Below are 20,318 nucleotides of genomic sequence, written 5' to 3'. Positions count from 1 at the left end.
TATGACGGCGGTGATGACGGCGACGAAGACGCCGCCGATGACGATGAGGGCGATCCACTCGGGGGTCACGGCAGGTACCTCACGGCGTGGCCGGCCTCGGCGAGGGCAGTGTTGAGGCTGGTCTCCGCCTGAGCGCGGTAGAGGACGCCGAGGTAGCGGCCGAACTTCTCCTTCTTGTCCTTGACCGTCCTGAGCGTGAAGTTCTGGTCGGCGGCGGACGTGACCCAGTGGGCGGTGAACGTCATGGCCTCGATCGCGCCGGCGGTTCCCCGCTCGGGGCAGTTGACGCCCCACAGACGGACGGTCATGTTGATCGTGACGTCGCAGCCGAGGTCGACGGCCAGGGCGAGGGCGTCGCCGTCGATGACGCGGAGCACCCGGGCTCGGTACTCATACACCGTCCTCGACCGCCTTCCATTCGGGCGGCATGACACCGTTGCGCCGCTTGAAGGTGAAGCCCATGGCTTCGTACTGCTGCTTTCGGGCCGGGGTCAGCTTCACCAGGCCCTTGTAGGCGCCGGCCTGGTCGTAGGCGAAGAACGAAGACACGACGAGCGCGACCTTCGACTCCGCTTTCGGCTGCCGGACGTGCCGGCGTCGCAGTTCATCGGGGGTCATCGTCTTCCTCCTCGTCGATGACGGCGGTGGCGGTGGTGTCGCTTCACGGCAGCGTCACCGTTCCTTTCGGCCAGATGATGGCCTTGATGTCGGTCGTGTTCCGGACGTGACGAACGCACCCCTCGCACGGCTCGCATGAGACGTACATGACGGCCCCGCCGAGCCGGCCTCCACCGCGCTGCATGGCGTCGGCGACGGCGTTGGCCTCGGCGTGGCTGGCGATGCAGGCCCCGGGCCCGGTGTCGTACGACGAGCCGGGGGCGACGGCGTCGGGGCAGGGCCAGGGGTTCCAGTCCCCGGCGCAGCGCTCCTTGACCACGTCACGCCAGCCGTCGCCGTCGGCGTGCCACTCGCGCACAGTGGCCGTCTCCTTGTAGTGCCGCCCTCGCGGGCAGTCCCCGGCGAGGCAGCTCGGACCGCCCGGGCGTGCGCCGTTGTAGCCCATGCCCCAGAAGCGCTTGTCCGGGCCGACGATCACGGCCCCGACCCTGCGCCGGGTGCAGTCGCCCATCTCGGCCAGCCACGCGGCCCCACGCAGGTGCCATGCGTCGCGGTCGGGGCGCGGCCTCACGGAAGCGCCACCGCGCCGCCGGGCCAGATGATGACCTTGATGCTGCTCTCGTCGCGGAGGTACTGGACGTACTCCTCGGCCGGCTCCTCGGTGAGGTAGACCGTGTCGGGAGACCCCGCGCAGTGCGTTTCCGGGTTCACATGCAGCTTCCTTCCGTGACCGCGTCGGGCCACCGGCGTTGGAAAGGGGGTGGACGAGACGACCTACACCTCCGGGCCCCGCCTGCCGCTGATCACGCTCGACGAAGCCCGTCGGGCGGTCGCCCTGCTGCTGCACTTCCAGGACGAGACGGAGGAAGGGCGGGCAGCAGGCGACCTCGCGCACGACCTCGCGCTCCGGCTGCCGGCAGCGGACGATGATGTCCCCGATGGCCACGTTGACGCGCCCGGGGCACCCTGGAGGGTATGAGCGCCGCGCCGATCACCGTGCACCGTCCATCACCCTCCGGTGGGCGGAGGGTGACCGTGCGCCGAGGCGGGCGGGACGAGATCCTGGGCCTGGCCCACTCGGACCACGACCTGGTGGTGTTCCTGGAGGGCGCAGGGATCCTCGACCCCGAGCTGGTGATCGACGACCCGGCGTGGGTCGAATGGCGCGGGGGCAGGGCCCACCAGTGGGACGCGGCCTAAGCTCACCGGCCCCGAAGGTGATCGGCGACATCGCGGCGCAGGACCCCGTACAGGACGGAGTCCGACTCGTTGTGATCACCCCGGGGCGCCGCGACGTACATGTGGTGCCCGAGAAGGGTGATCGGCCAGAGCCGGTACCTGACCTTGGCGAGGGTGCCGGTGCCGTTGACGAATTCGAGCGGGGTCGGCGGGGCCACGACCTCGACCTCAACGACGGCACCCCCGGCGCGCACGGGCTGCACGTCACGCCACTGCCCATCGGCCGGCCCGCCGCAGAACAGGACCCTCATGCGAGACTCACCTCGTCGATGTCGTGCCAGATGATCCGCCGCTGGCCGTTCGTGTCGTGGGTGACCCAGATGCCGGCGTCGTCGAAGCCGTCGTAGGTGTAGTTGCCGATCGGCACCGGCCAGTGGGGCTTGAACCGGACCTTCACGCGCCGGCCCATCCACTCGTGACGGGAGAAACGTTCCCGCTCGTCAGTCATGGCCGGCCCGCTTCATCGCGAGGATGACCTCCTCGGCGGTGCGTTCGCGCTGGTCATTCCAGTTGGGGACCTCGTCCCCGACGTGCTGCCCGAGCAGGTTCTCGGCCTGCCTCGCCACCGTGATTCGCGGGTCCCGATAGATGTGGAGAGGGACGCAGGCTACGCCCCAAAGGGCACGGCGGATGGAGCCGACGGCGCAGACGGGCGCGCTGCGGGCAGCTTCGCTGCCCTCCGCTTCGGGACCGTAAGTGTGCCCCGGGTAGTAGGCGCCCTGGTGCCAGCCGTCGCGTCCGATGATCTCCGCTGCGTCGAGGAGCGCCTGCCGGGCCCGGGTGTTGATCTCGTCAGGAGTCACAGCTTCCTCTTCCTGCGGTCGATGCCGGTGCCCGGCGGCGCCGGGCGGTTGCGCTTCTTCTCCATCAGGCGGTCCAGCTGCGCGCGGGCCACGGCCTGGGACGACGTGGGGCTGGCGTCGGTGCCGGAAAGGTCGACTGAGATCTTGGAGAGGCCGGTGGTGAAGCTGCTGATGACGTCCGCGAGGGACTTCATGTCGACCGCGATGTCGGTGGCGTACATCGCGATCTGGGCCTCGCGGGCCTTCCGCGCCTCCTCCGCCTCCCGGCGCTTCTTCTCCGCCAGCTCGTCCTGCGTCATCGCGGTGATGCCGAGGGCGGAGAGATCTTGCTGCGGGTGGTCGGCATACATGTCCGCGACGGAGGTGTACGCCTTCGCCGCGTACTTCGCGGCGGTGTGCGCGAGGAGGCCTTCCGCGTTGTCCATGATCAGGCGGTCATGGTCCGGCCAGATGTCCCGGTATCGGCTGCTGTACTCCGCCCTCCAGTACCCCAGCGACCCTCGCCGCCACCCGATGGCGTCCGGCGAGGGATACGGCCTCTGCACGATGCACTTGTCCCAGTCGACCGCGAGGGCCTTGATCTTCATCTTCTCGGCTCGCACGCCGAGGTCGCCGGCGACGACGCGGCCACTGACTTCGACGACGGCGCGGACGATGAAGCGGACGCCGGTCAGGTCGATGGTGCCCTCGTCGAGGGCCCACTGGCCGTCGCGGTAGAAGTCCGTCTCGGGGAAGTAGTGGGCGTAGAAGCCGCAGGTGCACTCCAGCGACGGCGTGGGGTGCTCTTTGAAGTAGGGGTGCCTGGTGGACCGCGTCGCCAGCGCACCCCCGTACGGACTGACGAAGGGCAAGCACGTCGCGTGGAACTCCTGCTCCTCGGCGAGTGCGCCGGGTACGTAGACCTTCTCGCGTTCGTAGCCGTCGTTTCCGGTCATGGGCGTCAGCCGCGCACCCGTCGAGGGGGTGAGCATCATCTGGAAGTGCCGGTAGGCGGTGAGAGCGGCAGGGACGAGCTTGTTTCGCGCCCTGCTGCTGTCTCCGTAGTCGCTGCGCTCGGACACGGTGGCTCCTAGGCGGGAACGGGTTCTTCGATGGGGCGCTCGACCGGCGCGGTCTCGGGCAGCGGCTCGAACTCGATGATCTCGGTGTCCTCGTTCTGGCCGATGTCGGCGAGCTTGGGCTGGGGGATGATGGTGCGGGTCATGACCATGCCTCCATGGCTTCTTCCAACTGGGCTTGCCAGAGCGGGCATTCGGGGTCGCCGCCCTGGCACATTTCGCTGTGGCTGTAGTTCTCGGTGTGGACGTGCTTGCCCTCGCGCAGCTCGGCGTCCGTGACGACCCGGCGGATCAGGGGCCAGTTCATGCGAAGTCCCCCTCTCCGAAGCCGGCCCACAGGTCGTCCTCGCGTTCGTAGGCGTCTTCGATCTTGCGGACGATGCTCTTCAGCTCGCCCTTGTAACCGGTGCCGACGGCGACGACGGTCCCCGCGCTCCCGTCCTCCTGTACCTGGTTCGGGGGCAGCTCGACGCGGTCACCGACCTGCAACGGCAGCACGCCGGCCGCCGGGTCGAACCACCACGAGTAGGAGTAGGGGCGCTGGGCGCCGAGGATGCGGACCTGAACGCGCTGCTCGAATCTCACAGGGCCTGGACCTCCCGCAGCTCCCAGCCGGTCCACAGACCCTCCACGAGGAACTTCCCCGTCCCCGTCCAGCCGACGGTGTGTGTCGCCGACATCTCCGCGCTGCGGTAGACGAAGGCGCGGGCGGCAGCCGCGTCGCCGGCGGTGGCGACAGGACGGCCCTGGTGGTGGACGACGAACGCGGTGGTCGGTTTCGGCTCGCGGCGGCGGCGCCGGGAATGCCAGATGTAGCTCACCGGTAGAAGTCCTTCCAGTCGGCCTCAAGCTCCTCGGCCGCCCGGACGATCTTCGGGATCTTCGGGGTGTTCTTGCCGTTGAGCCAGTAGTAGACGGCCATGTGCGAGATGCCGATCCGGGCCGCGAGGGCCTTGTACGTGACGCCCTTGTCCTCCATGGCCACGGCGAACTTGATCCGGTTGAAGTCCTGCTCCTGGATCACGTCTTCTTCGCCTTCGATGAGGTCGTTGAAGCCGCAGTCGAGGGCGGCGGCCAAGGCCTCGATGGACTTGTGGTGAGGCCGTCGCTGCCCCCACGCCCAGCGACGGATGGAGTCGAGGGAAATACCCGTCCGCGCGGCCAGCTGGTGCGCGTCGAGCCCGAGCTGGTCCATGCGGATGCGCAGCTTCGTGCCGGAGAAGCGCTGGGACGGCCCGTCGAGCTGAACGAGCCGGCGGCACGGCTCACAGAGGGGGATCTCCTCCCGGAGGTGGATCCGGTACCCCTCGTCGGTTCCGCAGGCGCCCGTCCACTCGGGGAAGGCGTCCGGGTCGTCTATCGTGTCCTCGTCCCACGCCGACGGCGGGGCGTAGAGCCTGCCGGCGGCACCCGACTTGGCTCGCCGGATGGAGTCGGGCGGGATCCCGAAGTCGGCCGGGTCTGCGTTGTGGAGCTTCTGGTACATCTCGGCGACCTCGGCGGCCGTCACCGCGTAGATGAACTCGGTCTTCCCGAGCGATATCAGGTTGAGGTTCTTGTGGCTCATCCCGAGGTAGTCGCCCTGGAAGACCTGGGTGAAGCCGATCGCCATCAGGGCCTGGATCCTGCGCACCGAGGGTCGGGCGTCCAGGCGGGCGCCCTGGTGCCGCGTCTTCTTCTTGACCGGGGCTTCGAAGCGGAGCTGGAGTATCGCCTCGTAGGTATTCCGCCTGACGGTCTTGGTGTTGCCCCGGAGGATCTTGTCTATGTTGGTGGGGCAGCACCCGATCTGGTCCGCGATCTGCTGCCGCGACATCCCACCCGTGTTCGCCTCCACGAGCAGGCGGCGAGCCTCCTCGAACTCGTGGGGGAGTACCCTCTGCGGCCTTCCCTGCATCCGCAGGGTGTGTCGGCGCTTCTGGTCCCGACGACGCTTGATGACGTGTGCGGGTATCTCCTCCCTATCCATCACTCGCCCTTTCGTAGAGGTGGGAGACGAGCCAGACGATCCCGGCTCCGAATACCACCTGCCCCGCACGGTGGTGAAGCGGTGACTGCCGTATCCCGAGCGTCGTCCGCATGAAATAGGAGAAAGGGGCCTTGGGGTTTCGCGCCTTCAGTGCGGCGTATTCAGCAGCCGCGAAATACGTGACCCAGCCAGCCCATATCATTCGCCAGCGGCGGTCACTCATCTCCCCGAATCGCATCAGCGATCACATCCTCATAGGTGACCGGTTCCGCTTCCGGTCCAGGTTGCGCCGACGGCTGCATGAGGCTGCCGTAGCAGCGGCGGTTGATGAAGCCCAGGTCCATCCGCTCATGGGCGAGCATCCGGCCGGTGTCCAGGTCGAGGGCCACGTTGAACGCGCAGTACTGGCAGTACCCCCAGGCGGCGGGGTCGTCGAAGGCGACGGTCACTGCGTCAGCCACCCGTTCCGGCGGTGGCAGAGCACGGCCCGGCACTGCGAGCAGACCCGGAGGTCGGCCGCCTTCTCCTCCTCTTCCTGGCTGCCCGTCCCGTGCCACATCCCTGGCCACGGTGTACGCCCGCACATCGCCTCCGAGTCCTGGGCGTTCGGGCTTTGCAGGGTGTCCAGGTAGTGGGTGACGGTGCCGCCCTCGGTGTAGACGCGGGTGACGTCGTCATCCATCGCGCTTCTCCTCCAGCTCAATGGCCCTGCTCAGGCAGTTCCGGGCCTTTTTCAGGTCTTCGAGCCGGGGCGCGATCTCCTTCTTGCCCGCCCGGCAGATGTACTTGAGGACGTTGCCGAGGTAGTAGTCGAGCCCGAACGCGTCGATCACGTCCCACGGTTCGATACCGCTGGCGGCGTAGTGGCTCGGCGGAGGGTCGTACGTTGACGGCGGGGACTGGGGCTTGGGGGCATAGGCGACGCGCTCGTCGTACTCGAAGCACCTCGGCTCGACGTCGCAGTAGCCGTTCCAGTCGTGCACTCCGGCGTGCGACAGACCGCCGGTGTCCGCGCTGCGGCCGATGCCGTCGCCGACCATCTTCCTGGTCATGATCACTCCTCGTTGAAGACGTCCCCGGCGTCGTCGAGGCCGGCGGCCTGGAGCCTGGCGAACACGTACGGCCCCGCCCAGCGGGCGAGGAGCGACCCGGCACCCGCGCCGACGCAGGCCCAGAACCCGAACTTGATCAGGTGCCTCACTGGACATGCCTCCAGGTCCGGCGGCGCACGATGTAGCCGATGGTCGACGCCGACTGGATCTCCGGGAACGACAGCCAGATCGACTCGATCGTCTCGCCGGCTGCCCGGCGGGCCCGGATGTCCCGGACGTCGTCAGCGGTCAGCTTCGCCTTGTGGTGCTTCTCGCCCTGCTTCGCAGACACGCAGGCTCACCTCCAGATCAGGCAGACGAAGCCGCCTGCGGTACCGACGCCGACCCGCCGGCCCTGAGCCCGGGCGGGGACGTCGCTTTCTACGAACTGGCCCGCGTACGACATGACGCAGGCCGGGTCACCCGGCGTCCCTGCCGCCGCCATCCGTGCCGCAGCAGCCTCCGCCGGGGCAGAGCGGTAGAACGTGGTCACACCGGTAGCTGCTGGTGGCGGGGACGTCGGCGTGACCGTCGAGGGAGCAGTAGGGGTGGGGCGCGTCGCAGGCGTGCTCGCCGGCCTCTGCGCCGGGGGCCGAGAGAACGGCGCGGAGCGCTTCGGGGCAGTCCTCGTGGGGACCGCCGCAGAGCTGGGGCTGGAAGCAGCAGGGCGGGGTGACGATGCAGCCGGCGCCCGGGTCGGCGCAGGGGCCTTGCTCTTCGCAGGCGGTGCAGAGGTTGGGGGCCTTGAAGGTGTCCGGGACGGCGGTCCTGGCGACTTCGGCTTCGGCTTCACGGACGGCGTCGATGACGGCGCCGCCGACGATGATGCGGCCGGTGCCGTCGCAGTCGGTGCAGTCGGCGGTGAGGGTGCGACCGAAGTCGGTGACGAGGGCGTGACAGCTACAGGGGCAGTCGACGGTAGCGATGACGTATCTCCGATCGGCATCATCGACGCCCCCACACCGAGGCCGCCGAGGATCAGGACGGCGGCACCGCCCAGGTACCAGGGGGCCCGCCGTGGGGGGCGCCGATGCCGGGTCACGACAGGAGCCGGTCCGCCTCGGCGCGGAAGCGCTGGGAGATGTCCGCGTGGAGCCGGGACAGCGCCAGGAGGTCGCCGACGTCCTGGTTCCGCCGGTCGCCCTTCCGGCGACGGGCGACACCCTCTGCCAGGACCAGGGTGTCGTCTTCGCTGTCGACGACCTGGGCGACCGTCGTCGTCCCGTCGGCGACGAGGTTGACCGAGATCGTCTGGTCGAGGTTGAAGCGGAGGTTCTGGTTGTACCCGGTGGGCTCGGACATGGCGACTCCTACTTGGTCTGGGTGTTTCCGACGCCGTCGAGGCGCCGGCTGGATCGCGACCAGGTACCGCAGCCACGGCACTGGTGCCGCTGGTACCGCCCCATGGCGGTATGCGCGTATCCCTGGCGGACGAGGTCGCTGCCGCCGCAGTTCGGGCAGCAGTCGGGGTCTCCGGTGTAGAGGCCGTGGTGCGGGTAGTTCTTGATCCACGGGCGCACCTTGTCGTGGAGATCTTCGAGGAGCTTCACGTCGCGGATGTTGTAGCGCCGCATCTCGGACCAGGCCTTTGGGTCGCCGGCGAGGCAGCGGATCCACAGGTCGTGGCCGGAGTGCTTGATCTTTCCCTCCAGCCCGAGGCGTCCCGTGATGTACGCGAGCTTGTTGGACGGGAACCCGAAGTTCTTCCGCATCACCTTCAGCAGGTCGATGCTCTGGTACGGGGCGGGTGGGGCCAGGCCGGCGAGCAGGAACTCGCTGTTCAGCCGGGGGAGGTCGAAGCCGTCACCGTTGTAGTGCATGACGATGTCAGCCTCGCTGAGGAGTCCGTGGGCGGCATGGAACATCACGTCCGGGCCATGCTGGAACTCGCTGTAGAAGTGGACCTTCCGTTCGCCCATGAACTTGGCGGCGAAGCAGATGGTGCGGGGGTGCTCGATGATCTGGTTGATCGCTACGGTCTGCTTGAACAGACCCCAGGCGTGCGCGACCACCGGGGATGTCTCGATGTCGATCGACAAGATCCGGGGGCCGGCTATTGAGTTGTTAGGCATCGCTATCCGTTCGGCGTCTCCTGGCAGAACTCGGCCAGCTCTTCGCAGAACACGCATGGATGGTTTGCAGTGCAGTGCCACCAGGAGTAGCTGTCCTTCGCGGCGCGGCAGGCGCGGACGAGGACGATGACGTGGATCTCCGCGACCGTCAGGCGTGCGTCACGCTTGACGGCCCGACGCCGCTCGAAGTCGACGACGGAGACCTCGTCACCCGGCAGCCACAGCGTCCGTATCGGTCGCGCCATGACGGGTGCACGCCTCCTTCGCCCCCCGAAGGCCGCAGTGGCAGGCGGGGCCATAGTTCATCAGCTCCGCCCACTTACCGGCGTGCCAGCCCACCAGAGATTCACGGATATGGGCGATCATTGCAGCCTTCGATTCCGCATCCAGGACAGCCTTGGTCTTCTTCATGGGGACCTACCCGACGAATAGCAGTGGGCTGAAAATTTGGCCTCAAATCGACGGGCGGTTCTAGGTATCCTCCGGCCTGACCGCTCATCAGGAAGAAGGGGGATCGTCGTGATGTTCCGGACCAAGAGGGGGCTCGGCGCTGCTGCGGCTGCGCTGGCCCTGGCGACTTCACTCATCTCTGCCAGTGGAGCCTCCGCAGCCTCTTCTGCCCCGTCGGGAGAAGTCGCCGTTCAGCGGACGTGTGACTTCTACTGGGGCACGACGCTGACCGTTCGAGGCCACACGGGGCCGCGCGTGCTGGAGGTGCAGTGCCTGCTGCGGTCCCGGGGATACGAGCTGGCTCTGGATGGCGACTTCGGGCCTGACACTGAGAACCGCGTCATGCTCCTCCAGGCCTGTATGGGCCTGACCATCGACGGCAAGGTCGGCGTGAACACATGGCGCGCGCTGCGGAGCAACGGCTGCGACCACGACGGCTAACGGGCATCGCCGTGGGAGCGGAGAACACCGCCGCTCCCACGGCGGCCGGTCGTCTGACGCTCGGCACACGACGGCGGCGGCGCCGACGACGTCGACCACCAGTGGGCGTGCACGCCGCCGCACCTGGCGCACGGCAGCATGCGGATCTTGAGCTTGGGCTTCGTCACGCCGTCTCCTTCCGTCGGCAGGTCTCGCAGTCGCGGTCATGGTCGGCCCACGTGAGCGGCGGGACGTCCGTCGGTGTCTCCACCGGCTCCACGCCCCTGCCGAGGTAGTCCGGGAGGAGCACGTCCTCGACCTCGCGGGCCGGAGGCTTGTCGCGCCAGTCGACGCACCAGGCGGAGTGGACGGCGCCGGCCCAGAAGAAGGCGGCGGCGATCCAGTCCCCTCGGGTCGTGAAGTACAGGCCTGCGGCTAGCGCGACGAGGGCCGCGCCGGCGTTGATGATGTTCACGACTTCGCTCCTTGCAGGCGGTAGGCGGACCGGATCGTGGCGAGGGCCTGGCGCTCGCCGCCGTCGAGGCCGCACGCCATGGCGGCCGGCACCAGCAGCTCGACACACTTCTCCTCGGTCGCCCCGTCCTCGCACATGGAACGGGCCGCCCACAGGAGGCAGTTGTTCCGATTCCCCTCCTGTGCGTACCGGACGGAATCGACCAGGCCTCCATAGGAGGCGTGGCCGGGCTGGGAGAACAGCGGCTTCACCGGTTTCGGCTTCGGCTTTTCCCGGCACAGCTCGACGAGCCACGGCGGGGCGTCGGCGATGGGGAGGTCGTTCTCGGCGACGTACGAGCCCTTGCGGGTCACGCTGCCGGCGGCGAGGACGTATCCGCCCTTGGACCCTCCGTTGCAGCGGATGTCCAGGACGCCGGGGACCGGGGACGCTTGCGACGCCTGGGCGTCCTCGGGCCACCGGAAGTACAGGTGCAGCCCCATCGACGCGGTACACACGCGGTAGGTCCGCTCGAACCGCTCGTACGTGTCGCCGAACCGGGCGCACATCTCGCGCAGGACGTCAGTGCCGTCCACCAGCGGCCCGAGCCGGTCATGGAGATACGCCCAGGGCGTGTCGCGGAGCAGGCCCTGCTTCTTCGGGACGTCGCAGTCGACGACGAGGATGCCGGACGGCTTGCAGGCGACGCCGATGTTGGCATCGGGGGAGTACTGCCACCACTGGATGACCTTGTCCATGTCGGTGGTGGCGGCCTCGCCCCACTTCAGCTTCCAGGGCCGGCCGGGGCGGAGCAGATGGGGCATCTTCTCGATGTACTGGCCAGGGTTCTCCGGGTCCTCGGTCCCCAGGGGGTTACAGGGGAAGATCGAAAACCCCATGCTCACGGCCCGTGCCGCGTAGCCGAGCAAAGACATCAGCCGTCCTCGTCGTCCATGAACGTCATCGCCGCCGGCCCGTACAGCAGCCAGTTCGCCAGGTCGAGGACGCTGGAAGGCAGGATGACGACGACCTCGTCCTCGATGCCGGTTCCCCACTTGGCTTCGTGAAGAAGCTTCTCCGCTGCCTTCCACGCGTCGAGGCGGTCGAGCATCGTGGCGGTGACTGGGTCGGTCTCAAGCTGCTTCAGCGGGTCCTTCTTCCGCTTCCGCTTCTTCTTCCGTTTCGGGGACTTCTCGGCCACTTCCTCGCCGATATGGTTCTCGTCCTCGTCCATGCTGGTCCTATTCAGTTGAAGGGGCCGGTCGCGGATCTACGGGGTCGGGACTCCCTCCCCCACCGGCACTGGGACGTCTCCCAGCTCATAACCTCCACCGGATCCCACTCGGCGACCGACCCCATTGCCTGGGTAGGGATCGGGTGCGGTACGGCTCCACGCCGGGGCCCACCCCCTTACGGGGGGCTTCCCACCAGGCACCGCGTCTTGGGGGTCGGGGCCCTGCCTCCCCACCTGTACCGGGCAGGTCCCCGGCGGTCTCACTTCTCCCAGGGCCAGGCGGCGTTCCGCCCGGCCTCCAGGAGAGGGATCATCCGGAAGGCGGCATCGGTGAGGCCGCCGAAGGTGTGCCGGCTCCGTCCGCCCGAAGGGGCATGCCCAACCTGGTAGCCGGCGAGGTTCCAGGTGTACAGCGGGACGCTGTCCGGGATCGCGTCGGCGGGGCTGCCGTAGTAGGAGCCGTACGCCTGCTCGTCGGTGACGATGACGACGCGGTCGTGGCCGCTGAAGTGGGTGCGGATCGCCTCGGCGGTCCGGGTGCCGCCCAGGCCGTGGAAGCGGCTGAGCATCGGCAGCAGCGACTCCGCCTTCCGGAACGGCACCACCGCACTGCTCGTCCCGAACTCGACGAGCGTCGCATCCTCAGCCCGCAGCGCCAGCGCCGACCCGAAGATCGCCGCCGAGTCCGCGAACGTCAGGTCCGTTCCCTTCGAGTGCGCCCACTCCATCGAGCCCGACCGGTCCACCAGGATCAGGGTGCGGCCGGCGAGGGCGGGGACAGCGGCGAGGGAGTGGTTCACTGCCTGCTCCAGCGCCCACGCCCACCGCAGCGACGGGGCCGCCCGGAAGGCTGACAGGAACCGCATCGGGAACTGGCGGGAGCGCGCGACCTGTTCGCGGTTGGCGAGACGGGCGGCGACACTGGCGGCGACGGCGTCGCTGACGCCGGTCTCGTCGAAGTTGCGCAGGTTCCGCAGCAGCGCCATGTACCCCATGGACGGGATCATGGCCTCCCACAACCGCGCCTTGTCGACCTTCGAGCCGACCAGCGACAGGGCGTCCTCCCAAGTCATTCCAGCCGCCTTCAGATGCTCGGGGCTGAGCATGAGGTCGGGGTCCGTCTTCGCCTTCCAGCGGAGCCAGCCGTTATGGCCGATCATCGTCAGCGACTGCGGGGCCTCGGCGTCCCGCCCGTGCCGCCGGTCGATGGCGTGCTGGAACAGGTCGCCCTGCCAGGCCGCCGTCGGCGTCGGGTGGACCAGCTCGATGACGTCGCCGAACCGGTAGGCGTGGGAGGCGGTGTCGTACTTCAGCAGGGACCGCTCGCTGTAGAGGCGGCGAACGGCGTCGGCGATGCCGCGCTTCACGGGCTTCGGGATGCTGCGGCCGTAGCGGGACGTCCAGTAGGCGAGGAGTTCGCCGGGCTCATCGGGCCGCTGGAGGACGGAGTCGACGACGGCCCGGTTGCCGCCGGCGATGCCCTTGCCGAGGCGGGCCCTGACGTACTCGGCGGCACCGACGACGGCGGCGGTCCGCATGTTGCCCTCGCCCCGGAGCCAGCCGAGGAGAGCGGCGGTCCACTCGGGGTCCTGGACGGCCAGGGTGCGAACGAGCTGGGCGTACCGGTCGTCGCGGTCCTTGCCGGTCTCGTAGAAGCTCTGCTGGCTGACGAGGTTGACGACGGCCAACAGGAAGAGTTCGGACTTCTCATCGCGGAGGTAGCCGGCGCCGCCTTCGTGGGTGGCGGCCTTGCCGGTCGTCTTGATGGGGGAGGTCCCGCTCGCCTTGGCGTCGCGGACGTTGAATCGAGACATGCGCGGGTCCTTCGGGGCAACGAAAAGGACGCCCATCGGGGTGGGCGTCCTGAGAGATGTTCGCGAGATCTATTTGGCAGTCCGGGGAGATTTCACCAAAAGAAGTACCCGGTCGCCTTCGCACCGCGAATACAAGTATGAGATGCCAGAGATCAAAACGGGGACGGGGACATTAGGTGCTCTGCCGACTGAGCTACGCCCCGAAGGGCGGCGGGACTCGAACCCGCGACCACCCCATTAGCAGTGGAAGTAACCGTCTCCTGCGCACCTGGCATCGGCGCTTGCGGGTCAGAGATCGAGATCGGCAGCCGGGGATCTTTTCATTGGCAGTGAAGTACCCGGCGCCTTCGCACCTGACCGATACGGCATAGAGTGCCCGTTATGCCGAAATGCGTCAATAGGGGTGACGATTACCGTCGGCCGAGGATCTTCCTCAGAGCCAGCTCAGCAGCGACGCCCAGCTCGCGCGTCTCGTCGTCGGTCAGCTCCAGCTCGGGAGCCACCGGGATCCGGATGTAGATCGCCGGGGAGGAGGACGGTTCGCGGGGACCGACGACCGGCTCACTCATCGACGTCGGCGACGGTGTCGGTGTCGATGTCCGCGAGGTCGTCGAGGTCGGCCTGGAGGGCGGCCATCGCGGCGGCGTACTCGGCCTCGGCCTCCGCCAGTGCCTCAGCAGCCCTCTGGACCTTCGCGGCGTCACGGCGGGCCTTCTCCAGTCGGGCCTTGGCACGGCGGACGCGGGAGACGGGGTTGGGCTTCGGGCCCTTGCGCTTCGGTGCCGGCGTCTCGGTCTCGGTCTCGGTCTCGGGGGTCTCGACGGTGTCGCTCACGGGGCTCTCCACGGAGGTGTCGTTCTTCGGCTTACGGGGTGCCGCCTTCTTGGCGGGCTTGCGGGTCGCAGGGGGCACGGGGCTCCTCGGGTCAGTACTGCGGGAACTGCTGCGCGAAGTCGGGGAAGGTCTTGCCGATCATCACGGCGGTTCCCATGTCGGGGACGGCTGCGGCGTTGACGCCGTGCGCCGTCAGGAACTGGGCGAGCTGTGGGTCAACCTGCGTACCACCAGGGGCAGGGGCGGCCGGTGCAGCCGGGGCCGCCGGCGCAGGTGCAGGGGGCGTCCACTGCTGCTGGGGTGCAGCGCCATTCCCCTGCGGAGCAGGGGCCTGGTAGCTCGGCTGGCCTGCCACAGGGGGCTGCTGCCACTGCTGCTGCGGAGCCGGAGCAGCCGGCGATGCAGGTGCCTGCCACTGCTGCTGCGGGGGCGCATAGGTCGCAGCAGGCGCCGGGGCCGCAGCACCCTGCGGGGCAGCCATCGGGTTCGCCGCCGGCTTGAACAGACCCTGCACGTACTGCTGGTGCACCGGGCCGGCCAGCGCCGCGTCCTGCTCCGTGAACGGGGTCAGAACCCACGGCGTCCGGCCTCCCTGCGTGCTGATCTGGTCCAGCCGGCCGAGCACCTGGCCGCCGATGTCGTTGCGGACGGAGTTGGCCAGGTTCCCGAAGAAGCGGGCGCCGATGAAGCTGAGCGGCTTCCTGTCGGGGCCGGGCTTGTCGACGACGATCACGTCCACGTCGGCCGCCGAGGAAGGGCCGTTCTTGGTGGGGACCTCCGGCTGGTACTGCTTCGGGTACACCAGCATGAGGTGCCCCTTGTGGTCGGCGGCATTGAAGGTGTCACCGCCGCTGCCCCCCGATGAGGGCTGCGAGAACGGCTGCTGGGGCGGGTAGGTCACTGTCCCTCATTCTGTTGTGTGTTCAGTTGTCGTCGAGGAGCCGTTCGACTTCCGACCTGCGGAAGCGGCGGTGCCCTCCCAGTGTTCTTACGCTGCACAGCTTGCCCTCGTCAGCCCACCGAGCGATCGTTCGCGTGTCCACTCCGAAAAGCTCGGCGACCTCCTCGGGGCGCATCAGCGGGTCATCGCTTGGCATCGTGCCTTTCGGCTACTTCCCCTGGGCGAAGCGTCGGAGGGACTGGATGTCGCCCTGCCGGACCTTGCCCTTGACGTTGAGGACTTCGAGCTGCCAGCCACCACCGGAACGGAAGGCCTTGCAGACGGCGTTGGCGTTGTCGTTGCCCAGGAGTGATGGCCAGATGTCCGCGACCTGGGTCTCGGAACCGCCGGTGCCGTCGTAGACCTTGAAGGACACGTTCGCGGCCTTGTCGAGTGAGCTGCCCTTCTTGAAGGCGGCGGCGATGAAGACGATGCTGTCGACGTTGCCGGGGACCTTGGAGAAGTCGACGCGCACGGTCTCGTCGTCTCCGGCGCCGTGACCGGTCTGGTTGTCGCCGGAGTGGACGACGCCACCGTTCTGGAGGGGGTCGAGAGAGTCGAGTCCTGCCTGGCGTACCGGTTCGTCGCCCTGCATGAGGATGGCGATCAGGTCGAGGTCGGTACCCCGCTTTCGCCGGGCCCAGCCGACGATGCCGCCGTCGGCCCCGCCCGTCGTGTCCCATGAGGCGCCGACGGCCATGTTGGTGACGCCACCGAGGTCGGCGGGGCCGTCTTCCTTGCGGAGAGTGAGCATAGTTTCACCTTTCGCCGTTGCAGCCGTGCGTGATGTCGCGGGCGTTCGGGAGATAGAAGGGGCAGAAGCGGCAGTCGTCGGCGACGTCGAAGCCGGCGCCAACGCGGGCCTTGTTCTGGAGGAGCTGCTGCTCGTCCCTGCTCGGGACGCCGTACGTCTCGGCTAGCTCCCGTTGCTGCTGCTCGACCTCGTCGCCGATCCGGTGCACCCGCTCGAACGCCTTCTGGGCGATGGCGGGGTTGTAGGGCTCGGTCCAGACGTAGAGGTCGTCGAGGGTTGCCTCGTCCCGGGGCCAGGAGATGATCGCGACGTGCTCGATCCTCTCACCGCGCTGCCGGGCGCCGTAGGCGTAGACGTGGGCTTGGACGCGGTAGGTCTGGGACGGCCCCTGCGACTTGAGCTTGTTCCGGCTCCAGCGGCCCTGGCACTTGTGATCGTCCAGCATGAAGAGGGTCCGGTCGATCAGGTCGGCCGTCCCCTTCGGGACGTACCTGCTGTCGAACGCGAGCCTTGTCTCGCAGGCGAAACGTCCAGTTCCGTGATCCGCCCACATGAACATCTGCTCCAGACCCGCGTGAATGCAGGTCCCGACGAAGGCGGCCCATCCGTCCCCACCGGGGTTGACCGGCGGCATCCGCATGAGAGACAGCGCCAGTCGACGGTCACAGGGGGTCCCCATCTCACTCGGGCCCATAGTGGTCTGAGCGGAACGGTTGTCCTCCGATCGTCGGTTGTCGAAGGCGTAGAACATCTCCTTCAGCCGGGCGGTCAGGTCCCGGCCGAGGTCGGTCATCGGCTCCGCTGGCTGCTCCGACATCCGCCCGGAGGCCGGCTGGCTAAAAAGCGGGACCTGCGTGGCGGCGTCGTCGAGTGGCGGCGCCGGCTGCGAGAAGGGCGTCAGCCTCGCCTCAACCGTCGCCTTGTACTCGGCGAGCTGGGTCGACACCAGGCCGTTCAGGCCTTCCGCGTACTCCGTGACGCCGGGAAGTGCAGCGACCGCAGGGGCAGGTATCGAGGCAGTGGAACCTGCCTCCGCTTCCGGCGGCGAAGGTGAAGAGGGCGTCGAAGAGGTCGCATGCTCGGCACGCTCCTTCGCATCGTCCTGAGGTGGTGGCGCAGACGTGGCAGTCGGGGACGCTGCACCAGTCGAAGTCGAGTCGTTCAGGCATCCCTCCTCCTTGGGGGGTATGACGGTCCCCCCGAAGTCGCAGGGGGTCCTCGACGCCGGCAGCAGGTGCTGGCGGTATCTGCCGTTGGTGGTGGGAGCCAGGCTCTTGCCGCATTCGGAACTGGGGCACGTGATGCGGTCACTCATCGGCGTACCACTCCGTCCAGCCCTGCCTCATGGCCTCATAGGGCGGCATGCGGAGATATCCGATACAGCGCTCGAAGAAGCTGATGCGGTCACGGGCGTGCCCGAGGATCCACTTGTTGCAGATGGAGCAGCAGAGTCCCCGGACGGCGCCGGTCGCGTGATTGTGATCGACGGCAAGCTTCTTCGAAGCTCCGGTACTGCGGCGGCACAATGCGCATCGGCCACCCTGGAACCTGTAGAGCTGGGCGTACTCTCCGGCCTTGAGGCCGTAGACCCTCTGCACGCGCTTCTCATGATTGGCGGCCTTGCGCTCTTTGACGACTTGCCGCCAATGAGAGGAGCACCGAGGACCCTGCTCAAGAGCAGGGCGCTTCGGCATCTTCGGGATCTCACCGGCAAGATACTCGGCCAGGCAATCCCTGCACTGTTTAGTTGTCATGAAGCCTTATTCGGTTGTGAGGTATTCCAGCTTCTCTTCCAGCTCGACTACATGAGCCGCCAGCTTTCGAACCTGTAGGGGATGACGGCGAGGATTCAGAGCGAGAAGGGCGCGCATCGCCTTGTCGAGCTGGCTCTCGGTGTCGGTGACCTCGGCCTGCCAGGCGGCATATTCGGAGTTGGCTCGTTCCCGTTCTTCGGCCCTCTCCTTCGCCTCTCGAATAGCGGATCGCATATCGAATCGTGATTTTCGGGGGGACTCATGCCGATACCGGGCGGCGGGCCCGCTGTCATTGGGGGTGCCGGATATGCGGCGAATCTTGGCCTTGGAGTTCTCCAGGGTGCGCGCATTGCGGGGAGTGCATGGCAGGTGCACATGCTGTCCTGTCGCCACATGGCGGAGAACCCAATGGTTATGGCTGTCGGTTTCCTCCAGGAGGGTCCAGCCAAGCGGTTCGGCCCACTCAACTACCTCCCGGACTTCCTTCTTCAGTTTCCGGTTCACTGGGCGTGGCACTGTCGTCTCTCCTATGCCCACACAGACAGCACCAGTCCCGGCGAATCCACTTCATCGGGACTGGAAACGTAGCGGAGTACCAGAGGTGCCTATTCCGGGGGCACGGCGACGTAGCCATCGGAAACACGCCGGTGCTGACAGGTGCAGGTGAGAGGCGCACTGCAATGCGGCTTCTTCTTGCGTGTGTGCTTGATCCTCGCGGCTCCCGTGCCGGGGAATCGCTTCGCGAGATCGGCGAGTTCTTTGCACGATTCGCATATCACTTGCAAGCCACCTGCTTCCGTGCGCGAACCTTTGCCCGTCGGGCCTGACGTTCTTCCGGCGTTTCCGGCCAGGAGGGGGTATTCACAGCCGCCCCTGAATGACGTCGGCGTTGCCGCCAGAAACGACCCACCCCTCGTCGACCATCCTCGGGAAGTGCTTCCGCCAGTGATGGACGCAGAAGAGGAGAGTGGGCCTGGCGGTGAGCTTGGTGTTGAACGGGTCGTCCGGATCGGTGACCCGCTTTTCCACCATGTAGGCAGCGGCGGCGCCGCAGCCGTCGCACCGGTCGGCGGAGGTCAGACTGATGCTGCTCGGGTGTCGCATCTTCGCCGCCTCCACGGACGCTTCCAGGACGGGGACCATGTCGCCGTTCGGGTCGACAGGCCAGGTGCCGGTCATGACACGTGCTTCCACGACTCGCGCCGGACGATCATGTTCATCGCCGTCCAGGAGACCGCGTACTTCTTGGCGAGCGCGGCAACCGTGTACTTGCCGGCGTCGTAGTACTTGCGGGCCTGGCGGACCTTCGCGGTGGTCATCTTCGCGGCGTGGTGCTTGGCACCCTGACGTGCGGCCATGGCGGTATTCCTTTTCGGTGAAGGGATGGAAAGTAGGCGGTCCCGGCCGGGCCCATCCCAAAGCCCGGCCGGGACCTTTGCTCGACCCCCGCCCAGCCCAGTGGTAACTACGCCTGGGCCCGTCACGGGCAGGGGGAGCGGCCCCTGCTCAACGCCCGTGACACCGGAGCGGAGCGGGGGAGTGGGGCCACGGTCCTCGGAGTGTCCAGCTCGTTCCCTCGGAGATCATCTGGATGTCTGAGGTGAGGACCGTGGAGTCTTTTCAGTGGCGGGATTCGCCGAATTCGTGATGTCCGTGGGGCGCGTACTCGCGCTCCTCGGCTGACGTCGGTGGGGCCGGGAAGGACGTGTGGCGGACGTGTTCGCGGATCTCCGCCCAGGTCGCTTCGAACTCCTCGTCGGTCATGGGGATCACTTCGTTTCGATTAGAAGAATGCTTCGAGTTCTGGTCAAATGTGGAGAAATCGGACACAAAGGGTGGAAGCCCCGACTGACATGCGGTCGACGGTGCCTCAGAATTTTTTAAAAAAAGGGGAGTTGAACTGCCCCGGGCCCTCGCGGGCTACTGCCGGCGTCGGGGATGGGGGGTCTTGGCAGTGGAATGTTAGGCTGTGGGTACCAGCAGGTCAGAGCCGTGTGTGTAGAAGTGGTCCTCCCAGATGTGGAGGCCGTCCTTGGTCTCCACGCACTCCTGCGCCACGCCGGGCCCCATCACCTCCGACAGGCCGTAGATGTCGACCGCGTCGATCGCGAACCGCTCCTCGATCTCCGCGCGCATCGCCTCCGTCCACGGCTCCGCGCCGAAGACCCCGACCCGCAGCGAGGTCGCGCGCGGATCCACGCCCTGCCGCTCGAACTCGTCCAGCAGCGTCAGCATGTAACTGGGCGTCACCATGATGACGTCGGGCTCGAAGTCCTGGATCAGCCGCACCTGACGCGCGGTCATACCGCCGGAGGCCGGGATCACCGTGCAGCCCAGCCGCTCGGCGCCGTAGTGCGCCCCCAGGCCGCCGGTGAACAGGCCGTAGCCGTACGCCACGTGCACCCGGTCGCCCGGGCGGGCGCCCGCCGCGCGCAGCGAGCGGGCCACCACGTCGGCCCACACGTCCAGGTCGCCCTCGGTGTAGCCCACCACCGTCGGCAGTCCGGTGGTGCCGCTGGAGGCGTGCACGCGGCGGATCCGCGACCGGTCGACGGCGAACATCCCGAACGGGTAGTGGTCGCGCAGGTCCGCCTTGGTGGTGAAGGGGAAGCGGGCGAGGTCCGTGAGCGAGCGGCAGTCGTCCGGATGCACCCCGGCCTTGTCGAAGGCGCGCCGGTGGAACTCCACGTGCGCGTACGCGTGCCGCAGCGTGCTCCGCAGCCGCTCCAGCTGGAGCGCCGCCAGTTCCTCGCGCCCGAGCCGTTCGCCGCCGTCCAGCAGTTCCCTCATGCGCTGCCACTCCTCGCCACTCGC

The 20,318-nt window shown here is 67.8% G+C and carries 40 protein-coding genes, 1 tRNA gene and 1 pseudogene; 3 read left to right on the top strand and 39 right to left on the bottom strand.

Annotated elements, in window-relative coordinates; genetic code table 11:
- Nucleotides 1-65: 65 nt before the first annotated feature.
- From ACFVQZ_RS02885 to ACFVQZ_RS02870, 4 genes are read right to left on the bottom strand one after another with little or no spacing between them, the layout of a single operon-like run.
- Nucleotides 66-398, bottom strand: coding sequence for a thermonuclease family protein (locus ACFVQZ_RS02885; RefSeq protein ID WP_383619108.1), 333 nt, complete (start codon nucleotides 396-398; stop codon nucleotides 66-68).
- Nucleotides 391-618, bottom strand: coding sequence for a hypothetical protein (locus ACFVQZ_RS02880; RefSeq protein WP_383619106.1), 228 nt, complete (start codon nucleotides 616-618; stop codon nucleotides 391-393). The genes ACFVQZ_RS02885 and ACFVQZ_RS02880 overlap by 8 nt, the downstream gene beginning before the upstream one ends.
- A 43-nt stretch (nucleotides 619-661) precedes the next feature.
- On the bottom strand, nucleotides 662-1,189 hold the full coding sequence (locus ACFVQZ_RS02875; protein ID WP_383619102.1) for a deaminase: 528 nt from the start codon (nucleotides 1,187-1,189) through the stop codon (nucleotides 662-664).
- The gene (locus ACFVQZ_RS02870) at nucleotides 1,186-1,329 is read right to left on the bottom strand and encodes a hypothetical protein (protein ID WP_383619100.1); all 144 of its coding nucleotides are present in this window, start codon (nucleotides 1,327-1,329) and stop codon (nucleotides 1,186-1,188) included. Before ACFVQZ_RS02870 ends, ACFVQZ_RS02875 begins: the two co-directional genes overlap by 4 nt.
- Before the next feature lie 49 nt (nucleotides 1,330-1,378).
- Here ACFVQZ_RS02870 and ACFVQZ_RS02865 point away from each other — a divergent pair, with 49 nt between their 5' ends.
- Together ACFVQZ_RS02865 and ACFVQZ_RS02860 are read left to right on the top strand one after the other, a co-directional pair.
- Entirely contained in the window at nucleotides 1,379-1,597 is a 219-nt protein-coding gene (locus ACFVQZ_RS02865; RefSeq protein ID WP_383619098.1) for a hypothetical protein, read from the top strand.
- The gene (locus ACFVQZ_RS02860; RefSeq protein WP_383619097.1) at nucleotides 1,594-1,818 is read left to right on the top strand and encodes a hypothetical protein; all 225 of its coding nucleotides are present in this window, start codon (nucleotides 1,594-1,596) and stop codon (nucleotides 1,816-1,818) included. Before ACFVQZ_RS02865 ends, ACFVQZ_RS02860 begins: the two co-directional genes overlap by 4 nt.
- Nucleotides 1,819-1,820: 2 nt before the next feature.
- Here the strand turns inward: ACFVQZ_RS02860 and ACFVQZ_RS02855 are convergent, their stop codons facing one another.
- The 18 genes from ACFVQZ_RS02855 to ACFVQZ_RS02770 form a co-directional block, all read right to left on the bottom strand.
- Complete coding sequence (locus ACFVQZ_RS02855) at nucleotides 1,821-2,108, bottom strand: hypothetical protein (RefSeq protein ID WP_383619095.1); 288 nt, start codon at nucleotides 2,106-2,108, stop codon at nucleotides 1,821-1,823.
- Nucleotides 2,105-2,305, bottom strand: a complete 201-nt coding sequence (locus tag ACFVQZ_RS02850; protein WP_383619093.1) for a hypothetical protein — start codon at nucleotides 2,303-2,305, stop codon at nucleotides 2,105-2,107. Before ACFVQZ_RS02850 ends, ACFVQZ_RS02855 begins: the two co-directional genes overlap by 4 nt.
- Nucleotides 2,298-2,660 carry a hypothetical protein gene (locus tag ACFVQZ_RS02845; RefSeq protein ID WP_383619091.1) on the bottom strand — a complete coding sequence of 121 codons (363 nt, stop codon included), beginning with the start codon at nucleotides 2,658-2,660 and terminating at the stop codon, nucleotides 2,298-2,300. Before ACFVQZ_RS02845 ends, ACFVQZ_RS02850 begins: the two co-directional genes overlap by 8 nt.
- Nucleotides 2,657-3,721, bottom strand: coding sequence for a hypothetical protein (locus ACFVQZ_RS02840; RefSeq protein WP_383619089.1), 1,065 nt, complete (start codon nucleotides 3,719-3,721; stop codon nucleotides 2,657-2,659). Before ACFVQZ_RS02840 ends, ACFVQZ_RS02845 begins: the two co-directional genes overlap by 4 nt.
- An 8-nt stretch (nucleotides 3,722-3,729) precedes the next feature.
- Complete coding sequence (locus ACFVQZ_RS02835; protein WP_383619087.1) at nucleotides 3,730-3,864, bottom strand: hypothetical protein; 135 nt, start codon at nucleotides 3,862-3,864, stop codon at nucleotides 3,730-3,732.
- A complete protein-coding gene (locus tag ACFVQZ_RS02830; RefSeq protein ID WP_383619085.1) occupies nucleotides 3,861-4,025 on the bottom strand; it encodes a hypothetical protein in 165 nt (54 codons plus the stop codon). Before ACFVQZ_RS02830 ends, ACFVQZ_RS02835 begins: the two co-directional genes overlap by 4 nt.
- Nucleotides 4,022-4,303: a hypothetical protein gene (locus ACFVQZ_RS02825; protein ID WP_383619084.1), complete on the bottom strand. Its 282-nt coding sequence runs from the start codon at nucleotides 4,301-4,303 to the stop codon at nucleotides 4,022-4,024. Before ACFVQZ_RS02825 ends, ACFVQZ_RS02830 begins: the two co-directional genes overlap by 4 nt.
- Nucleotides 4,300-4,539, bottom strand: a complete 240-nt coding sequence (locus ACFVQZ_RS02820) for a hypothetical protein (protein ID WP_383619082.1) — start codon at nucleotides 4,537-4,539, stop codon at nucleotides 4,300-4,302. Before ACFVQZ_RS02820 ends, ACFVQZ_RS02825 begins: the two co-directional genes overlap by 4 nt.
- A complete protein-coding gene (locus ACFVQZ_RS02815) occupies nucleotides 4,536-5,534 on the bottom strand; it encodes a helix-turn-helix transcriptional regulator (protein ID WP_383619080.1) in 999 nt (332 codons plus the stop codon). Before ACFVQZ_RS02815 ends, ACFVQZ_RS02820 begins: the two co-directional genes overlap by 4 nt.
- 368 nt (nucleotides 5,535-5,902) lie before the next feature.
- Nucleotides 5,903-6,136 (bottom strand): hypothetical protein, encoded by a 234-nt coding sequence (locus tag ACFVQZ_RS02810; protein ID WP_383619078.1) that lies wholly within the window; start codon nucleotides 6,134-6,136, stop codon nucleotides 5,903-5,905.
- Complete coding sequence (locus ACFVQZ_RS02805; protein ID WP_383619076.1) at nucleotides 6,133-6,369, bottom strand: hypothetical protein; 237 nt, start codon at nucleotides 6,367-6,369, stop codon at nucleotides 6,133-6,135. Before ACFVQZ_RS02805 ends, ACFVQZ_RS02810 begins: the two co-directional genes overlap by 4 nt.
- On the bottom strand, nucleotides 6,362-6,739 hold the full coding sequence (locus tag ACFVQZ_RS02800; protein ID WP_383619075.1) for a DUF3310 domain-containing protein: 378 nt from the start codon (nucleotides 6,737-6,739) through the stop codon (nucleotides 6,362-6,364). Before ACFVQZ_RS02800 ends, ACFVQZ_RS02805 begins: the two co-directional genes overlap by 8 nt.
- Before the next feature lie 2 nt (nucleotides 6,740-6,741).
- The gene (locus ACFVQZ_RS02795; protein WP_383619073.1) at nucleotides 6,742-6,888 is read right to left on the bottom strand and encodes a hypothetical protein; all 147 of its coding nucleotides are present in this window, start codon (nucleotides 6,886-6,888) and stop codon (nucleotides 6,742-6,744) included.
- Nucleotides 6,885-7,070, bottom strand: a complete 186-nt coding sequence (locus tag ACFVQZ_RS02790; RefSeq protein WP_383619071.1) for a hypothetical protein — start codon at nucleotides 7,068-7,070, stop codon at nucleotides 6,885-6,887. Before ACFVQZ_RS02790 ends, ACFVQZ_RS02795 begins: the two co-directional genes overlap by 4 nt.
- A gap of 746 nt (nucleotides 7,071-7,816) precedes the next feature.
- A complete protein-coding gene (locus ACFVQZ_RS02785) occupies nucleotides 7,817-8,080 on the bottom strand; it encodes a dsRBD fold-containing protein (protein WP_383619069.1) in 264 nt (87 codons plus the stop codon).
- A gap of 8 nt (nucleotides 8,081-8,088) precedes the next feature.
- A complete protein-coding gene (locus ACFVQZ_RS02780) occupies nucleotides 8,089-8,850 on the bottom strand; it encodes a ribonuclease H-like domain-containing protein (RefSeq protein ID WP_383619067.1) in 762 nt (253 codons plus the stop codon).
- A gap of 2 nt (nucleotides 8,851-8,852) precedes the next feature.
- Entirely contained in the window at nucleotides 8,853-9,095 is a 243-nt protein-coding gene (locus tag ACFVQZ_RS02775) for a hypothetical protein (RefSeq protein WP_383619065.1), read from the bottom strand.
- Nucleotides 9,058-9,261 (bottom strand): hypothetical protein, encoded by a 204-nt coding sequence (locus ACFVQZ_RS02770; protein WP_383619063.1) that lies wholly within the window; start codon nucleotides 9,259-9,261, stop codon nucleotides 9,058-9,060. Before ACFVQZ_RS02770 ends, ACFVQZ_RS02775 begins: the two co-directional genes overlap by 38 nt.
- A gap of 294 nt (nucleotides 9,262-9,555) precedes the next feature.
- Here ACFVQZ_RS02770 and ACFVQZ_RS02765 point away from each other — a divergent pair, with 294 nt between their 5' ends.
- Entirely contained in the window at nucleotides 9,556-9,741 is a 186-nt protein-coding gene (locus ACFVQZ_RS02765) for a peptidoglycan-binding protein (RefSeq protein ID WP_383619061.1), read from the top strand.
- A gap of 163 nt (nucleotides 9,742-9,904) precedes the next feature.
- Here the strand turns inward: ACFVQZ_RS02765 and ACFVQZ_RS02760 are convergent, their stop codons facing one another.
- The 17 genes and pseudogenes from ACFVQZ_RS02760 to ACFVQZ_RS02680 all read right to left on the bottom strand — a co-directional run.
- Nucleotides 9,905-10,195: a hypothetical protein gene (locus tag ACFVQZ_RS02760; RefSeq protein WP_383619059.1), complete on the bottom strand. Its 291-nt coding sequence runs from the start codon at nucleotides 10,193-10,195 to the stop codon at nucleotides 9,905-9,907.
- Nucleotides 10,192-11,109 carry a bifunctional DNA primase/polymerase gene (locus ACFVQZ_RS02755; protein ID WP_383619057.1) on the bottom strand — a complete coding sequence of 306 codons (918 nt, stop codon included), beginning with the start codon at nucleotides 11,107-11,109 and terminating at the stop codon, nucleotides 10,192-10,194. Before ACFVQZ_RS02755 ends, ACFVQZ_RS02760 begins: the two co-directional genes overlap by 4 nt.
- Entirely contained in the window at nucleotides 11,109-11,408 is a 300-nt protein-coding gene (locus ACFVQZ_RS02750) for a hypothetical protein (RefSeq protein WP_383619055.1), read from the bottom strand. The genes ACFVQZ_RS02755 and ACFVQZ_RS02750 overlap by 1 nt, the downstream gene beginning before the upstream one ends.
- 260 nt (nucleotides 11,409-11,668) lie before the next feature.
- The gene (locus tag ACFVQZ_RS02745) at nucleotides 11,669-13,222 is read right to left on the bottom strand and encodes a TROVE domain-containing protein (protein WP_383619053.1); all 1,554 of its coding nucleotides are present in this window, start codon (nucleotides 13,220-13,222) and stop codon (nucleotides 11,669-11,671) included.
- Nucleotides 13,223-13,425: 203 nt separating this feature from the next.
- Nucleotides 13,426-13,492 (bottom strand) — tRNA-Ser (locus tag ACFVQZ_RS02740).
- A 140-nt stretch (nucleotides 13,493-13,632) separates the two neighbouring features.
- On the bottom strand, nucleotides 13,633-13,791 hold the full coding sequence (locus tag ACFVQZ_RS02735; protein ID WP_383619051.1) for a hypothetical protein: 159 nt from the start codon (nucleotides 13,789-13,791) through the stop codon (nucleotides 13,633-13,635).
- On the bottom strand, nucleotides 13,784-14,134 hold the full coding sequence (locus ACFVQZ_RS02730) for a hypothetical protein (protein ID WP_383619050.1): 351 nt from the start codon (nucleotides 14,132-14,134) through the stop codon (nucleotides 13,784-13,786). Before ACFVQZ_RS02730 ends, ACFVQZ_RS02735 begins: the two co-directional genes overlap by 8 nt.
- A 13-nt stretch (nucleotides 14,135-14,147) precedes the next feature.
- Nucleotides 14,148-14,957, bottom strand: coding sequence for a hypothetical protein (locus tag ACFVQZ_RS02725; RefSeq protein ID WP_383619048.1), 810 nt, complete (start codon nucleotides 14,955-14,957; stop codon nucleotides 14,148-14,150).
- A 22-nt stretch (nucleotides 14,958-14,979) separates the two neighbouring features.
- Nucleotides 14,980-15,153, bottom strand: coding sequence for a BldC family transcriptional regulator (locus ACFVQZ_RS02720; protein WP_383619046.1), 174 nt, complete (start codon nucleotides 15,151-15,153; stop codon nucleotides 14,980-14,982).
- 12 nt (nucleotides 15,154-15,165) lie between these two features.
- Entirely contained in the window at nucleotides 15,166-15,750 is a 585-nt protein-coding gene (locus tag ACFVQZ_RS02715; protein WP_383619044.1) for a TerD family protein, read from the bottom strand.
- A 4-nt stretch (nucleotides 15,751-15,754) separates the two neighbouring features.
- Nucleotides 15,755-16,696: a hypothetical protein gene (locus tag ACFVQZ_RS02710; protein ID WP_383619042.1), complete on the bottom strand. Its 942-nt coding sequence runs from the start codon at nucleotides 16,694-16,696 to the stop codon at nucleotides 15,755-15,757.
- Between the two features lie 361 nt (nucleotides 16,697-17,057).
- Nucleotides 17,058-17,504 carry an endonuclease VII domain-containing protein gene (locus ACFVQZ_RS02705; protein WP_383619040.1) on the bottom strand — a complete coding sequence of 149 codons (447 nt, stop codon included), beginning with the start codon at nucleotides 17,502-17,504 and terminating at the stop codon, nucleotides 17,058-17,060.
- 6 nt (nucleotides 17,505-17,510) lie between these two features.
- A complete protein-coding gene (locus ACFVQZ_RS02700; RefSeq protein WP_383619038.1) occupies nucleotides 17,511-18,008 on the bottom strand; it encodes a hypothetical protein in 498 nt (165 codons plus the stop codon).
- A gap of 357 nt (nucleotides 18,009-18,365) precedes the next feature.
- Nucleotides 18,366-18,683 (bottom strand): hypothetical protein, encoded by a 318-nt coding sequence (locus ACFVQZ_RS02695; RefSeq protein WP_383619037.1) that lies wholly within the window; start codon nucleotides 18,681-18,683, stop codon nucleotides 18,366-18,368.
- Nucleotides 18,680-18,862 carry a hypothetical protein gene (locus ACFVQZ_RS02690; RefSeq protein WP_189951262.1) on the bottom strand — a complete coding sequence of 61 codons (183 nt, stop codon included), beginning with the start codon at nucleotides 18,860-18,862 and terminating at the stop codon, nucleotides 18,680-18,682. The genes ACFVQZ_RS02695 and ACFVQZ_RS02690 overlap by 4 nt, the downstream gene beginning before the upstream one ends.
- Nucleotides 18,863-19,124: 262 nt before the next feature.
- Complete coding sequence (locus ACFVQZ_RS02685; protein WP_383619035.1) at nucleotides 19,125-19,268, bottom strand: hypothetical protein; 144 nt, start codon at nucleotides 19,266-19,268, stop codon at nucleotides 19,125-19,127.
- A gap of 234 nt (nucleotides 19,269-19,502) precedes the next feature.
- Nucleotides 19,503-20,294 (bottom strand): annotated as a pseudogene (locus ACFVQZ_RS02680) (AMP-binding protein); the annotation flags it as partial.
- Between the last annotated feature and the right edge of the window lie 24 nt (nucleotides 20,295-20,318).

This window comes from Streptomyces sp. NPDC057854 (genome assembly GCF_042797055.1).
Taxonomy (GTDB): Bacteria; Actinomycetota; Actinomycetes; order Streptomycetales; family Streptomycetaceae; genus Streptomyces.
The sequence above is the reverse complement of the archived record's forward strand: the minus strand, read 5'-3'. Positions and strand labels throughout refer to the sequence as shown.